This is a genomic window from Flammeovirga kamogawensis, assembly GCF_018736065.1.
In the GTDB taxonomy this organism is placed as follows: domain Bacteria; phylum Bacteroidota; class Bacteroidia; order Cytophagales; family Flammeovirgaceae; genus Flammeovirga; species Flammeovirga kamogawensis.
In genome coordinates, this window is the sequence record NZ_CP076130.1 from 161,603 (window position 1) to 177,458 (window position 15,856).

Here is a 15,856-nt window from a genome sequence, read left to right on the forward strand (position 1 = left end):
ATGCAACTTGAATTATTAGACTTACTCATTATTGGGCTCTATTTAGTGTCTACAGTAGTGATAGGGATATACTTAAAGAAGCAGGCTTCCAAAAATATGGAGTCGTATTTCTTGGGCGGTAACACATTACCGTGGTATATGTTAGGGTTATCAAATGCATCAGGAATGTTTGATATATCTGGAACAATGTGGATGGTTTATTTATGTTTTGTATACGGTTTAAAAAGTGTTTGGATTCCATGGTTATGGCCAGCATTTAATCAGATATTTTTAATGATCTATTTGTCTATTTGGCTTCGCAGATCTAATGTATTAACAGGTGCAGAGTGGATTAGAACACGTTTTGGAGATGGTACAGGTGGAAAGCTATCGCATATGGTTGTTGTTTTCTTTGCTTTACTAAGTTGCCTAGGTTTCTTATCGTATGGGTTTATTGGAATAGGTAAATTTATAGAAATCTTTATTCCTTGGTCTGTAGTAAGTGGGTACGTTCCTTTCGAGTTAACTGCAGAACAAGTGCCTTATGCTTATGGTATATTATTTACTACAATTGCTACTTTTTATGTGGTAATGGGTGGAATGCTATCAATAGTTTGGACCGATGTGATACAGTTTGGAATTATGACAGTATCTGCATTAGTTATAGCAGGTATAGCAATGTATAGAGTAGATGCTGAAACACTAATGGCAATGGTACCTAGTGGATGGAACTCTCCGTTTTTTGGTTATACAATTGATATGAATTGGTCGTCTTATATCCCATCAGTAAATAATAAGATTACAGACGATAGTTTTTCTCCGTTTTCTATATTTTTTATGATGATGTTGTTTAAAGGTTTCTTTGCATCAATGGCTGGTCCGGCACCAAATTTTGATATGCAGAAAATTCTTTCAACAAAATCACCAAAAGAAGCAGCTAAAATGAGTGGTTTTGTATCTGCAGTAATGTTTTTACCAAGATACTTAATGATTGGAGGGTTTACCATATTAGCAGTAGTCTATTTTAGTGGTGATATTAATATGGCAGGAGGAAATTTCGATTTTGAAAATATCCTACCAATGGCCATCAAAGAGTTTGTGCCTTCTGGATTAATGGGCTTATTATTAGCAGGTTTGCTTGCCGCATTCATGTCTACATTTGCCTCTACAGTTAATGCCGCACCTGCGTATTTAGTAAATGATATTTATTTAAGATATATCAATCCAAATGCATCAGGAAAATTACAAATGCGTGCAAGCTATATAATTTCAGCAGCTGTAGTAGTAATATCTACGGTAATAGGTATGTATGTTCAGAACATTAATTCTGTATTACAATGGATAGTTTCTGCACTTTACGGAGGATATATAGCTGCCAATTTCCTAAAATGGCATTGGTGGAGGTTTAACGGGCACGGGTTCTTCTTTGGGATGTCAGCAGGTATTGCAGCATCTATGATTTTCCCTCTAATTTTCAAAGAAACGTTAGAGTTGTATTATTTCCCAGTTCTATTTGCAGTATCCTTGATAGGTGCAATTTTAGGAACATTGTTAACTCCTCCTACGGAAGAGAAAACGTTAAAACAATTTTATAAAAACGTAAGACCTTGGGGTTTTTGGGGCCCAATAAAAAGAAAGGTAATGTTAGACGATCCCAACTTTGTTCCTAATAAAGATTTTGGTAAAGATATGTTTAATGTAGTGATAGGAATTACATGGCAAGCCACACTATCTATCCTCCCGCTTTACATCGTAATTAAAGAAGAAATGGGTATTGTGTCCTCGGCTGCTGTACTAGTTATTACCACATTAATACTTAAAAAGAACTGGTACGATAAGCTTCCCGAAGATACAAAACCAGTACCAAAAGTATTAATAGAAGAGGTTGTAGAAGAAGTATAAAAAAACAATTTGAGACCAATTAGAGCATCAAATTTTAAAAATATAATTACAGTAAATATGAACTTTAAAGAGCAATTAAACAGGTTAATAACGAAACAGGAGGAACTTCTTTCAAAGTCGAATACACCTACTGATGAATACAATGGTATATATACAAAATACGAGAATCCAATTTTAACAGCAGCACATACGCCACTGTATTGGAGGTATGATTTAAACCAAGAAACGAACCCGCTATTGCAGGAGCGTATTGGAATGAATGCAGCTTTCAATTCTGGAGCAATCCGTTTTAATGGAAAGTATGTGCTAATGGTTAGAGTAGAAGGGGTAGATAGAAAATCATTTTTTGCGGTAGCTGAATCTGAAAACGGAATAGATAATTTTAGGTTTTGGGATAAGCCTGTTTTACTTCCACAAACAGAAGAGGAAGATACAAACGTTTATGATATGCGTTTAACTCTTCATGAAGACGGTTGGATTTATGGTATTTTTTGCTCTGAAAGAAAAGACTTGAATGCAGCTGCTGGAGATACTTCTTCTGCCGTTGCAGCTGCCGGAATAGTGCGTACAAAAGACCTTGTGAATTTTGAACGTTTACCTGATTTAATCTCTTACTCTGGGCAACAAAGAAATGTGGTTTTACACCCTGAATTTGTAGATGGAAAATACGCATTATACACTAGGCCTCAAGATGGTTTTATAGATACCGGAAACGGTGGAGGTATAGCATGGGGACTTTCTGATTCTATGGAAAAGGCAGAAGTAAAAGAGGAAACAGTTATAGAGCCTAAAATTTACCATACAATTAAAGAAGTAAAAAATGGGCAAGGACCTGCTCCAATCAAAACATCTAAAGGGTGGTTACATTTAGCACATGGAGTAAGAAATACAGCAGCAGGTTTACGCTATGTTATGTACATGTTCATGACTTCTTTAGAAGATCCAACAAAGGTAATAGCACAGCCCGGCGGACATTTTATTGCTCCTCATGGTAGTGAGAGAGTTGGAGATGTATCTAATGTTGCTTTTGCAAATGGTTGGATTGCAGACGAAGACGGTACCGTAAAAATATATTACGCATCATCTGATACAAGAATGCACGTGGCTACATCTACCATAGAAAGGTTAGTGGCGTATTGTATTAACACGCCAGAAGATGGATTAAGCTCCGTTAAATCTGTGCAAACCATTCATGAAATGGTAAATAAAAATGAAAAAATACTTGAGGAATTAGATATAACTATCCCTAACATTCAGACCGTTTAATTTATAAAAAGCACCTACTCAATATTGAGTGATTTTTGATAGTCAATTGCGAATAGGTGCTTAATAAATTAAAGTATTCTTTTATCCACTTTCATCGATTTTTTTTAATCAGCAAACAGTATAATTATGACTACCAGTACAGAACTCTTAAAGTTATCTCTTCAAAGTGAACTCATCAATGGCATATTGAACTATTGGATGGAGAGAACTATTGACACCAAAAATGGTGGTTTTTATGGGCAAATCAGTTACAATAATATTATCAATGCAGAAGCTGATAAGGGAGCAATTATGCATGCAAGAATATTATGGACTTTTGCATCGGCCTATAATCTTTTAAAAGATGAGAGGTATTTAAAAATTGCTGATTATACATACGATTATATTAAAGAGCATTTTTTAGACAAAGAGTATGGCGGAGTGTTCTGGATGGTAGATTATAAAGGGAACGTTGTAGATGATAAAAAGCAGGTTTACGCCAACTCTTTTGTTATTTATGCATTTGCAGAGTATGCCAAAGCTGCAAAAACTTTAGAAGCAAAAGAACTGGCTTTAAATATCTTTGATAAAATTGAAGAATTTGCATTTGATGAAGTAAATAATGGTTACTTTGAAGCTTACTCAAGAGAATGGTTTTTATTAGATGATCTTCGGTTGAGTGCAAAGGACATGAATGAAAAAAAGACTAACAATACGCATTTACACGTATTAGAAGCCTATACAACCTTATATGAGGTGACTAAAAATGAAAAAGTAGGAAAACAGTTAAGGAATTTGATCGAACTTTTTCTCAATAAAATATTAAATCCAGGCACTTATCATTTTAAATTGTTTTTTGACGAAAACTGGAAACTAAAATCAGATGAAATTAGCTATGGTCACGATATAGAAGGTGCTTGGTTATTACAAGAAGCAGCAATCCAATTAGGAGATCAGGAACTATTAGAGCAAGTTAAAGATGCTGCCGTAAAAATTGCTGATGTAACCATTGAAGAAGGAATTGCAAGTGATGGAGCAATTATTAATGAAGGGAACCCTAGTGGAGTAACTGATACAGACAGACATTGGTGGCCACAGGTAGAAGCAATGGTTGGGTTTATTAATGCCTACGAAAACACCTTAGATGAGAAATACCTAGACACTGCTAAAACACTTTGGAATTATGCACTTATAAATATCGTTAATCACGAGTTTGGAGAATGGTGGTGGAGAGTTGATGAAAACAACCAACCTAACTTAGAAGAAGATAAAGTCGGTCCTTGGAAAGCCCCTTATCATAACGGAAGAGCATGTATTGAGGGCATAAAGAGAATAGAAAAACTAATGGTACAAGAGCAATATAAACAACATGAAACTATCTAGAATTATTACTTTATTACTGTGTGTACTGTTGTATTCATGTGCAAAGAATACAGCAGAAAATTCATCAATCCCGTCGTTTGTAAAAGTAGAAAATGGGAAATTGATGTTAGACAATCAGCCTTATTATTTTATGGGTGCCAACTATTGGTACGGGATGAATTTAGGGATGAAAGATGTAGGAAATCGCACTCGCCTTATTAAAGAGCTTGACCAATTACAAGCAATGGGCGTAACCAATTTAAGAGTACTAGCATCTAGTGAAGGAGATAGTACACAAAAATTTCAGGTACAGCCAACAATGCAAACTGCACCTGGAAACTATAACCAAGAAGTATTAGAGGGGTTAGATTTCTTTATGAACGAAATGAATAAAAGAAACATGAAAGCCGTGATGGTACTCAATAACTTTTGGACTTGGTCTGGTGGTATGCCACAGTATTTAGTATGGACAGGGAAAGGAGAAGTTCCATACCCACAGGTGAGTAACGATTGGAATAAGTATACAAACTATGCAAAGACTTTTTACTCTAATCAAGAAGCGATTGAGATGTTTAATAAGCACCTACGTTTTTTAATTGGACGTACAAATTCAGTCAATGGTTTAAAATATACAGAAGACCCTACAATAATGTCATGGCAGTTAAGCAACGAGCCAAGAGGGTACAATCAGGTACATGCGTATAGAACTTGGGTAAAGAATACCGCTCAATTAATAAAATCTATGGATGCTAATCATTTAGTCTCTATAGGTTCTGAAGGTGACTCTCCTGGTAAAGATGCAGGAATATCACTTTTAGAAGATAACGATATAAAAGAGATTGATTATGTTACAATACATATTTGGGCACAGAACTGGGGTTGGTATAACCCTTCTACTCCAGATAAAACAATAAATAGTACAAAAGAGAAAGTGACAGAATACCTTACTAGACATCTTAAAGATGCAAAGAAATTAGGTAAACCTGCTGTTTTAGAAGAATTTGGAATAGCAAGAGATCAAGATAGCTATCAACCAACTGCACCAACTTCTTGGAGAGACTTATATTATGGATTTGTTTTTAATGAGATTGTAGAATTAGCAAAAGAAGGCTACGCAATTCAAGGCGTAAACTTCTGGGCATATTCTGGCGAAGGAAGGCCATCTACACCCAAAGGATTTTGGCAAAAAGGAGATGATTTAATTGGAGATCCACCTCACGAACCACAAGGTTGGTACGGTATCTACGCTACAGATAAAACAACAATAGAAGTAATAAATAGATATGCTAAAAAGATAGAAAGTATTCCATTTAAAGCATATTCTGAAACTGTTGATACAAATGAATAAAGTATATTTTGTTGTGTATTTTTGTGCAGTGTTGTTAAGTTCTTGTGCTACAAAAGTAGTGCAAGAACAAACAATCAAACAACCTAACGTTATACTTATTTTAACGGATGATCAGGGTTGGGGAGACTTTTCAATTAATAGAAATAAAGTACTTAAAACACCTCATTTTGATAAAATGGCAAACAATGGAACTCTATTAGAACGCTTCTATGTGAGTCCGGTTTGTGCACCAACACGAGCAAGTTTATTAACAGGAAGGTACCATTTAAGAACGGGAGTATCTTGGGTTACTGGGGGTAGAGAAAATATGCGTTCTGAAGAAGTGACAATAGCAGAAGTTTTAAAGGAAAATGGCTATGCTACTGGAGCATTTGGTAAATGGCACAATGGTGCTCATTACCCAGAAAATCCTCAAGGGCAAGGGTTTGATACTTTTTTTGGATTCACTGCCGGACATTTATCAAATTATTTTGATTCAGAATTAGAATATAACGGACGCCAGGTTAGAACAGAGGGGTATATTACCGATGTGCTGACAAATGCAACATTATCATTTATAGATCAACATAAAGATGAACCATTTTTTGCATTCGTTCCTTTTAATGCTCCTCATACACCTTATCAAGTACCTGACAAATACTATAATCAATTTAAAGATATTGATTATGGATACGGTGAAAAGCAGAATAAAAAGATTGCAACAATCTATGGTATGTGCAAAAATATAGATGATAATTTAGGCCGTATTTTAGATCATCTTAAACTATTGAAGATAGAAGAAAATACAATTGTATTATTCTTGTCTGACAATGGCCCGCAAGGAGCTAGATTTAATGGTGTTTGGAGAGGGGGGAAAACCTCCGTACATGAGGGAGGGTCTTTAGTGCCAATGGCTTTACAATGGAAAGGGCACATTCCTACAGGTACAAAAAATGCTCTGACAGCTCATATTGATGTGATGCCTACTTTATTAGCTTTACTAGGTATAGAACATGATGCAAAGCATTTTGATGGAATAGATATAGCGAACTATATTTTAAATAAGGAAGATAAAATTGAAGACAGAAAGCTATACACACACATGGCTGGTTTCGAAATCACTAAAGATAGAGGTGCTGTAAGAAACAATGAGTATAGATATACAATAGAGAATGGAGTTACAGGTTTATATAATCTATCTATAGATCCATCTGAAAATGAAAATATTAAAAATATCTTCCCTAAAAAAGCTGAAGAAATGCAGCTTTCTTTTGATACATGGTACGAAGATGTGACTTCAGCAGGTTTTGCAGATTTAAGAATACCGATTGGGTATAATGAAAGTCCAAGAACTCAATTAGCTGCACACGAAGGAGTTGGAACAGGAAAAATTAAATACAAGGCCAACCCAAATGGATGGGCGCACGATTGGTTTGTAAGTACAGGAAATGCACAAATAACATGGCCAATAGAAATAATTTCAAAAGGAGAGTATTCTATGAAACTATTTTATACTGGAGATGCATCAATTATTGGAACTGAAATAGAGGTGTCTTGCAATAATAAGCAGCTTTCTAAAGTTATTGAAAAAGAGTTTATTACGGAAGAATACCCAACGCCAGATCGTGTACTCAGAGAGCAAGAGGCCAAAGAACAAACTTGGGGAGAAATAGATATAGGAGCACTATCATTTGATACAACCTTTACATCTAATCTATCCATAAAGATTAAGAATAAAAACAGCAATCCATTAGAAATCAAAGGATTGCAAATAACAAAAAGCAATAACTACAAATAATTTTTTACGCTTTGAGCGTAACTTCCAAATTTTTTAAAAAACAATTCAGAATATGAAGACTATGAATATAATAAGCATTCTACTTCTATTTTTAGCAGTATTAGGTTGCTCATCTGAGGAAACACCAAGCGCACCTACTACTACAAATGGAAAGTTATCTTTAAATGTTACCATTAATAAAGAGGTAACAGAAGTAGCGAATGCAAGAACATTAGAAGATGATGTAACCGTTGATATTTTAGATAGCAATGGAGAGGTAGCAGTTTCATACGCATCAATTTCAGCTATTCCAGAAGAAATAGAATTAGCTACAGGGGTATATACATCGGTGGCTAAAAGTACTTCTGCCTCTTTAACAGGCTTTGATACTCCTCAATATGGTGGTATTTCAGAAAGTTATTCTATTACTACTGATGCACTCACTGCGGAAAAGTTGGACTGTACTTTACAAAATACTAAAGTTACAGTAGCTTATTCTGATGTAATAAAGAATCAATACACAACTTATTCAACAAATGTAACTTCTGATTTTGGAGAATTAACTTTCGAAAAAGACGTAACAAGAGCGGGCTATTTTAGAGCTACAGGTAGCCTTACTGTTGTTGCTACAATTGGTGATAATGGCCAAACAGTTGAATCAGTAATTTCTGACATTCAACCTACAACACTTTACAAAGTGACTATTACCATTGAAGAAGGAACAGGAAAAGTAGTGATTTCTGTAGATGAGAGTGTACTTGATGGCGGAAATAAAGATATCGTAATTACTCCAGTTGAAGGAGAGGCAAGACCTGAGTACAATACATCTATTGGCTTTTTTACAAAGAATGGAAAATTGTATGATCCAAATGGTATGGAGTTCGTAGCTAGAGGAGTAAATAATGCTCATTTTTGGTTTGATAACGGAGGAAGAGATTTAGCATTAAATGCATTAAGTGCGATCAGTGCAAATTCTTCTAACATGGTACGTTTGGTATGGCAAACAGATTATAATGCTTCTAACTGGGAAAATGAAGAAGAAACAGTTCGCCTAAGAAAAATGATAAATACGTGTATTGCGAATGGTATGGTACCAATGATAGAGATGCACGATGCAACAGGTGGCGAAAATAAAGAGCAGATAGATGCAATTGTAGCCTATTATACTCGTCCAGATATTTTAAGTGTAATGAAGGAGTTCGAAAGTATTTTACTGATAAATATTGCCAACGAATGGAGTGGTAAAAACGCAGTCTATAGAGATACTTACACAGAAGCTGTTACAAATTTAAGAAGTGCAGGATTAATGCACACTTTAGTGATTGATGCAAGTGGATGGGGACAAGATATACAACATGTTTTTGATTATGGACAAAACATTATTGATAGTGATCCATTAAAAAATATTCTTTTTTCTGTACATATGTACCAAAGTTTTAGAACAGAACAAAGCATTACGGCAGCATTAGAAAAAGCTGTAGAATTAAAGCTTCCATTGGTTGTTGGTGAATTTGGGTTTAAACATGGAGACCCTGAAATAGATATTCCATTCGAGCATATTTTAACTGAATGTGAACGTCTAGAAATTGGATGGTTAGCATGGTCTTGGAAAGGAAACTCTGGAGGAGTGGAATACTTAGACCTTGTAGAAGAATGGGATGGAAGTAAAGTGACACAATGGGGTACTGATATTATTACAGGTCCTTTTGGTTTACAAAACACAGCAAAGAAAGTTTCAGTTTTAAAATAATTGACCATGAAAAATATACTATCATTTATACTCCTTATTTTTATAGTAGGTTGTACTGCAGAACAGACTCACCTACTACCAAGTAACCAGCAAGGAGAATTGCGTATTGCATTTTTTTCAAACCAAAGAACTCTCGTAGATATGAGTAATTATGGTTTAACAATTAGTGATGCAGCCGGTGACGTGATTTATGCTTTCGATAAGCTTTCTGATGTTCCTGAAACGATTACTTTAGGCGTTGGTAATTATACCGCTAGCTGTTATAGTGCATCAGAAATGACTCCCGTGACGTTTACTTCACCTTATTATTATGGTGAAGAAATGTTTACCATAGAGAGTAATAAAGAAACAGCTGTAACAATTGAATGTTTATTAAAACAAGTGATTTTAAACATTACTTTCGATACATCTGTTACAGCAGATGCAGAAGATTATTATGCAATAATAGAAACAGCAAACGGCAGTTTAGAGGTAAACGAAGCTACAGAATCTAAAGTATATGTAGAGCAATCAGCAGTTATAATAACTACTTATATCAAAAAGAAGGACGGAACTAGCAAGCAAGGAAAACAAATACTTTCATCATTAGATGAGCAGACAGAGTATAATGTATTCATTTCATTTCAATAATTTTAGATAATCACTTTTACAAGTGTATTTGTAAAGAGACCTCTTTTTAAGAGGTTTCTTTCTCCTCTTTCTTTTACCTATACAAGCATCTTTTAGAAGAAGATAGCATAACTACTTTAAAAAAATTCCATTCAATATGAAACTACTACTGAACAGTACATTACTATTGGCCTTATTTCTTAGCATAAGAGTAATTGGGCAACACAAATCTTTTAAGCACATTCCAGAAAGTGCAGGGTTATCTAATAAAATAGCAAAAGATATTTTTAGAGATACCAAAGGATTTTTATGGATAGCTACGCAAAATGGTTTGAACCGTTATGATGGCTATGAAATGAAAGTATTTAAAAATGCAGAGACAGATACCTCTACTTTATCAAGTAATGATATTAATGTAATTTTTGAAGATTCTCGACAACATTTGTGGGTGGGTACAATAACCAATATTCATAAAATAGGAAGAGATGGCGAAAGTTTTGACCGTTTATTAAAACGTTCTCCTTTTGAAGATAATAACTTCGAATTTGAAATTACATCAATAATAGAAGATCAAGATAAAAATATTTGGGTAGGCACATCTGGAGCAGGTTTATATGTTTTTGATCTAGATGGAAACCAAATCAAGCATTACTTTAAAGAACAACAAAGGGAAAGCTTTAATTTCGTTCATATCACTGCGTTATTTGAAGATCAAAATAGCAATATATGGATAGGGCATAAAGATTTATCATATACTATTTTTAACCCTAGAAAGCACTCATTTAAGCACAATAAAATCTCTTTAGCATCAACTAGATTTAGAAATAATACAGGAAGTTACATTACTAATTTTGTAGAAACTGCAGATAAAGGTGTTATTGCTTCTACACTAAATAGTGGAATTCTAGCTTTCGAATCAAAGACAAATAAAATAAACTATTTACGAGGAATTAATAAAGGCTTACATCATCCTACGGTAAAAGATATGGCTGTAGATGAAGAAAAAAACTTATGGTTAGGAACGTCAGATGGGCTTCATTTTATTCCTAAATATAAAAATAAGGTACAAAAAGTTTATAAAAGTAATGACCTTAACACTAGTAGTTTAAGTGATAATGCAGTTCTTTCTTTATACTACGACCAACAAAATATTCTTTGGTGTGGTGTATGGGGTAGAGGAATTGATTATGCAGAACCAACTTTTAAAAAATTCGAGACTTTTAAGCGTGAACCAATGAAAGCAAATAGCTTAAATAATGATATGGTACAGACGATAATGGAAGATCACGAAGAGAATTTATGGTTTGGTACTAGTGGAGGTGGGGTAACGCATTACAATGTAACTAATGATGTTTATGAACATTTTACACCTCAAAAAGGCAATAAAGAGAAGTTGCAATCTTGGTCTGTATTTTCTGTTTTTGAAGACAGTGATCACGATATTTGGGTGGGCTCTTATTTAGGTGGACTTTCTTTATTAGATAGGGAAACGAAAAAATTTAAGACATTTAAAAACATTCCTAACGATCCAACTTCTCTACCAAATGATGATGTAAGGGCAATTTTTGAAGATGCTAACAACCAATTATGGATTGCTACGAATGGTGGTGGAATTGCAAAATTTGATAAATACTCCGAAACTTTTGAGGTCTATAAAAGAGAAGAAGCTAAAGGACAAGAAACGCTAGCAAGTAATTGGACCCTCAATATAATGGAAGACAGCAGGGGGTGGTTATGGATTGGAACTTATGGCGGTGTAAGTATTTATTATCCAGATTCTGATAAGTTTATCAGTTTTAACCATAATGATAAAGAGCAGAATTCTCTAGCTCATAATTGGGTATATTCAATTATAGAAGATAGAAATAATACTATTTGGATTGGAACAGCAGGTGGTTTAAATAAGATTGATGCCAAGTATTTAGACAAGGAAATAGAATCATATAAAAAGGATTTTATGACAAAACATACTGAAGAAAATGGGTTAATTAATAACGCAATAAATGGTATAATTGAAGACGAAGAAGGCTATTTATGGATAAGCTCTAACATGGGCTTGTCTAAGTTTAATAAAGAGAAAAATACGTTTATCCATTATAGTAAAGATGATGGATTGCAAGGAAATGAGTTTATTCCGATGGCATATTGTAAAACTGCCGAAGGAAAATTAATTTTTGGAGGTAGAAATGGAGCAAATGCTTTTTTTACATCAGACATAAATATTAATCCATTTAAACCGAATGTTTTTCTAACAAATTTCTCTCTTTTTAATAAGGAAATTTTCCCATCATCAGAAGAAAATAGCGTTTTAGTACAAAGTATTATTGATACAGAATCTATAACGCTTTTGCACGATCAGAATGTACTAACATTTGATTTTGTTGCCTTAAATATGATTTCATCTGACAATAATAAATACGCTTATAAGATGGAGGGATTTGATAAAGAATGGAATCATGTAAACAATAAAAGAGAAGCGGTATACACCAATTTAGATCCTGGCGACTACATTTTTATGGTGAAAGGAACTAATAATGACGGAATTTGGAATGAAGAAGGGAGAAACCTTTTAATAACAATTCTGCCTCCATACTGGCAAACGTGGTGGTTTAGATTATTTGTATTTATAATTTTATTAATTGCGACAATTAGTGGCTACAAATGGAGAGTAAGAGCGTACAAAGAGGCGCAAAGAGTTTTAGAAGAAACGGTACAAGAACGCACAATAGAATTAGCAGATAAGAACAACGACCTGCTAACAATAAACGAAGAGGTACAACAACAAGCAGAAGAATTAGAAATGCAGCGAGATCATCTAGCTGAAACGAATAATCTTATTTCTGATCAGAATAGAAATTTAAAAGAGAAGAATGAAGAAATTTCTAATTTGGTAGGGCAATTACAAGGTGCAAACGAAGAAATATCTTTAAAAAACAAGCACATTACAGATAGTATTCGTTACGCAAAAACAATGCAACAGGCCATCTTACCACTTGATGATTCTTTTGAAAGTATTTTTGCCAATCACTTTGTTTTATTTAAACCAAAAGACATTGTATCTGGAGATTTTTATTGGGTAAGTACTCGAAATAAAGATGGAAAAACTTTTGTAGCCTCTGTAGATTGTACTGGGCATGGTGTACCCGGAGCGTTTATGTCTATGGTTGGTATGGCTTTACTAAATAAAATTGTGAATGAAAATGGGGAAAGTAACCCTATAAAAATATTAGAAAAATTAGACGAGGGTATTCGAGAGGCATTACGTCAGGATGAATCAAAGAATAGAGATGGAATGGATTTATCTATTGTTTGTATTGAGCAGACAAGTCCAACAGAGTTTGATTTATTATTCTCTTCAGCAAAAAGTGTGATGTACATTTTTAAAGCTCCAAAAGGTAAAATACAAAGAATTACTGGGGATAGGATCTCTATTGGAGGGTTAAGAAGAAAGAAGAAAAAACAATTTTCTGTTCAAAAATTCTCCCTAAAAAGAGGCGATAGGTTTTACTTAACTACAGACGGTTATGTAGATCAATGCGATGAGTCTAGAAAGAAATTTGGCACAATTAAGTTCGAGAAGATTTTAGAACAAACAGTAAAATATTCTCTGGATAGTCAGTACCAAATGCTCCAAGATATTCTAAAGATTCACCAAGGAAATGCAGAACAACGAGACGACATTACTGTAATGGGTTTTGAGGTATAATTAAATATTGAATGGAGGAAAGAAGCACTTATTTTAGGTGCTTTTTTTTTATAGAAAAAGTGGAGGAATTACAGGTTCATGTATGTACTCACCTTCAATAAGAACGATGATGATATATCAGTGTTTTGTTACAATTTGAATGGATTAATTTAAAATTTTAATGTATTAACATGTGGAGGGAATTACCGCAAGAATCAGATTTTTTCACCCTTAACCATCGGCTACTTTTGTGATGTTGAAATTAGTAACTAAAATAAAAATAATATGAACAATCAAGAAATTGTAGGGAAATGGTTTAATGCTGTATGGGGTGAAGAATATAACCCAGCTGTAATTGCTGAATTAGCTAGCGAAGACATGGTAATGAAGTATCCATTACATGGTGAAAGAAGAGGGTATCAAGAGATAAAAGAGATGCTTGATGAATTGCGAACTGCCTTTCCTGACCTTAAATTTCAATGCACAGGCCTTATTGAAGATAAGAATATTGTGGCAGGAAAATGGGAAGGTGGTGGAACTCACACTGGCCCTGAATTTTCTGATTTACCAAAAATTCCGGGTTTGCCTGCTTTAGTTTTACCAGAAAATTCTGGAAGAAGAGCAGAATGGACAGGTATGTCTTATTTTAAAATTGAAAATGGAAAGATTGTTAGTGAAATTGGTGAAGAAGATGCTTTAGGAGCAGCACTTCAATTTGGACTTCTAACGGTAAAATAAGAACTTGAATAGAGTTAAGTGATTTTTTATAGGTTACTTAACTCTATTAAAATCAATATACCAATGAATAAAAATCATAATTACGAAATTCTTGTTGAGTGGACAGGAAATACAGGGGAGGGAACAAAAAAGTACAATTCTTATACACGAGACCTTTCAATAGAAGGGAAAGGAAAGTATATGAAAATAGAAGGGTCATCTGATCCTGCCTTTTTAGGAGATAAAGAAAAATATAATCCAGAAGATTTGTTCTTAGCTTCACTATCATCATGCCATATGCTTTGGTATCTTCATTTATGTTCTGTGAATAAAATTGTTGTTCTAGAATATAAAGACAATGCGAAAGGGACTATGCTTGAGGACAAAAATGGTAGTGGACGGTTTTCAAATGTAACACTATATCCTGAGGTTACTATTGAAAATATTGAAATGAAAGAATTAGCAGAAAAGTTACATCAAAAAGCAAATGAAATGTGTTTTATTGCCAATTCTTGTAACTTCAAAATTGATCATTCTCCAACTATTAAACCATTATAAAAGGAAAAATGGATGAGCAACAAAAAATGGACTATGATAGAATTGCTATAGCTATAGAGCATATTAAATCAAATTTTAAAAACCAACCTTCTCTCGATGACTTAGCCGAGGTTGTTCATTTAAGTTCTTTTCATTTTCAGAGAATGTTTAATGATTGGGCAGGAGTTAGTCCTAAAAAATTCACACAGTATTTAACACTCGAATATGCAAAAGAATTGCTAACCAATCAGAAAATAAGTATTTCTGAAACAGCTTTTGAACTAGGTCTATCAGGAACAAGTAGATTACATGATCTCTTTATTTCTATTGAAGGAATGACTCCGGGTGAATTTAAAAAAGGTGGGAAAGCTTTATCGATTAAATATAGTTTAACCGAAAGCCCTTTTGGGAAAATAATTGTAGCATCAACTTCAAAAGGGATTTGTCATATGGCTTTTTACACGAATAAAGAAGAGGCTATAGAAATTATGAAGAAACGCTTTCCGAATGCCAGCTATTTGAATGAGAAAGATGGAATGCACGAGAATGCAATAGGTATTTTTTATTCAGATTGGAATAACCTCGATAAAGTTAAACTGCATTTAAATGGTACAGATTTTCAATTGAAAGTATGGGAGTCTTTATTGAAAATTCCTTTTGGTGGAGTGAGTACTTACGGTAAAGTAGCTCAATCTATCGGAAATCCAAAAGCATCAAGAGCAGTAGGAACTGCAATTGGTAGCAACCCTGTCTCTTTTTTAATACCATGTCATAGAGTAATCCAATCTTCGGGTAATACTGGTCAGTACATGTGGGGTGCTGTAAGGAAATCTGCAATTCTTGGTTGGGAAGCGGTGAAAATTAACTCTTAATGGAAACACCAGTATCCTACCTCTTGGAGTTACGGGCAAGATTTTCCAATCAAAGTGATAAATTAGATAGAAACGAATGTTATTAAAATAAAGA

11 protein-coding genes are annotated in these 15,856 nt (G+C 34.0%); all 11 read left to right on the plus strand.

Annotated elements, in window-relative coordinates:
* The 11 genes from KM029_RS24990 (at position 1) to KM029_RS25040 (ending at position 15,762) form a co-directional block, all read left to right on the plus strand.
* On the plus strand, positions 1-1,881 hold the full coding sequence (locus KM029_RS24990) for a sodium:solute symporter family protein (protein WP_144077135.1): 1,881 nt from the start codon (positions 1-3) through the stop codon (positions 1,879-1,881).
* Between the two features lie 57 nt (positions 1,882-1,938).
* On the plus strand, positions 1,939-3,147 hold the full coding sequence (locus KM029_RS24995; RefSeq protein ID WP_144077355.1) for a glycoside hydrolase family 130 protein: 1,209 nt from the start codon (positions 1,939-1,941) through the stop codon (positions 3,145-3,147).
* Between the two features lie 126 nt (positions 3,148-3,273).
* Positions 3,274-4,509 (plus strand): AGE family epimerase/isomerase, encoded by a 1,236-nt coding sequence (locus tag KM029_RS25000; RefSeq protein ID WP_144077136.1) that lies wholly within the window; start codon positions 3,274-3,276, stop codon positions 4,507-4,509.
* Complete coding sequence (locus KM029_RS25005; RefSeq protein ID WP_144077137.1) at positions 4,496-5,836, plus strand: glycoside hydrolase 5 family protein; 1,341 nt, start codon at positions 4,496-4,498, stop codon at positions 5,834-5,836. Before KM029_RS25000 ends, KM029_RS25005 begins: the two co-directional genes overlap by 14 nt.
* Positions 5,829-7,613: an arylsulfatase gene (locus KM029_RS25010; protein WP_144077138.1), complete on the plus strand. Its 1,785-nt coding sequence runs from the start codon at positions 5,829-5,831 to the stop codon at positions 7,611-7,613. Before KM029_RS25005 ends, KM029_RS25010 begins: the two co-directional genes overlap by 8 nt.
* A gap of 61 nt (positions 7,614-7,674) precedes the next feature.
* Positions 7,675-9,342: a DUF4493 domain-containing protein gene (locus tag KM029_RS25015; RefSeq protein WP_158631263.1), complete on the plus strand. Its 1,668-nt coding sequence runs from the start codon at positions 7,675-7,677 to the stop codon at positions 9,340-9,342.
* Between the two features lie 6 nt (positions 9,343-9,348).
* Complete coding sequence (locus KM029_RS25020; RefSeq protein ID WP_144077140.1) at positions 9,349-9,972, plus strand: DUF4493 domain-containing protein; 624 nt, start codon at positions 9,349-9,351, stop codon at positions 9,970-9,972.
* Positions 9,973-10,108: 136 nt separating this feature from the next.
* Positions 10,109-13,657, plus strand: coding sequence for a two-component regulator propeller domain-containing protein (locus KM029_RS25025; protein WP_144077141.1), 3,549 nt, complete (start codon positions 10,109-10,111; stop codon positions 13,655-13,657).
* A gap of 264 nt (positions 13,658-13,921) precedes the next feature.
* Entirely contained in the window at positions 13,922-14,374 is a 453-nt protein-coding gene (locus KM029_RS25030; protein WP_144077142.1) for an ester cyclase, read from the plus strand.
* Between the two features lie 63 nt (positions 14,375-14,437).
* Entirely contained in the window at positions 14,438-14,911 is a 474-nt protein-coding gene (locus tag KM029_RS25035; protein WP_144077143.1) for an OsmC family protein, read from the plus strand.
* A gap of 8 nt (positions 14,912-14,919) precedes the next feature.
* A complete protein-coding gene (locus tag KM029_RS25040) occupies positions 14,920-15,762 on the plus strand; it encodes a bifunctional helix-turn-helix domain-containing protein/methylated-DNA--[protein]-cysteine S-methyltransferase (protein ID WP_144077144.1) in 843 nt (280 codons plus the stop codon).
* The last annotated feature ends 94 nt before the right edge of the window (positions 15,763-15,856 follow it).

Bases quoted from the DNA above. Each gene is read 5' to 3' on its own strand.
- KM029_RS24990 (WP_144077135.1), top strand. From the start codon at position 1: ATGCAACTTGAATTATTAGACTTACTCATTATTGGGCTCTATTTAGTG.
- KM029_RS24995 (WP_144077355.1), top strand. From the start codon at position 1,939: ATGAACTTTAAAGAGCAATTAAACAGGTTAATAACGAAACAGGAGGAA.
- KM029_RS25000 (WP_144077136.1), top strand. From the start codon at position 3,274: ATGACTACCAGTACAGAACTCTTAAAGTTATCTCTTCAAAGTGAACTC.
- KM029_RS25005 (WP_144077137.1), top strand. From the start codon at position 4,496: ATGAAACTATCTAGAATTATTACTTTATTACTGTGTGTACTGTTGTAT.
- KM029_RS25010 (WP_144077138.1), top strand. From the start codon at position 5,829: ATGAATAAAGTATATTTTGTTGTGTATTTTTGTGCAGTGTTGTTAAGT.
- KM029_RS25015 (WP_158631263.1), top strand. From the start codon at position 7,675: ATGAATATAATAAGCATTCTACTTCTATTTTTAGCAGTATTAGGTTGC.
- KM029_RS25020 (WP_144077140.1), top strand. From the start codon at position 9,349: ATGAAAAATATACTATCATTTATACTCCTTATTTTTATAGTAGGTTGT.
- KM029_RS25025 (WP_144077141.1), top strand. From the start codon at position 10,109: ATGAAACTACTACTGAACAGTACATTACTATTGGCCTTATTTCTTAGC.
- KM029_RS25030 (WP_144077142.1), top strand. From the start codon at position 13,922: ATGAACAATCAAGAAATTGTAGGGAAATGGTTTAATGCTGTATGGGGT.
- KM029_RS25035 (WP_144077143.1), top strand. From the start codon at position 14,438: ATGAATAAAAATCATAATTACGAAATTCTTGTTGAGTGGACAGGAAAT.
- KM029_RS25040 (WP_144077144.1), top strand. From the start codon at position 14,920: ATGGATGAGCAACAAAAAATGGACTATGATAGAATTGCTATAGCTATA.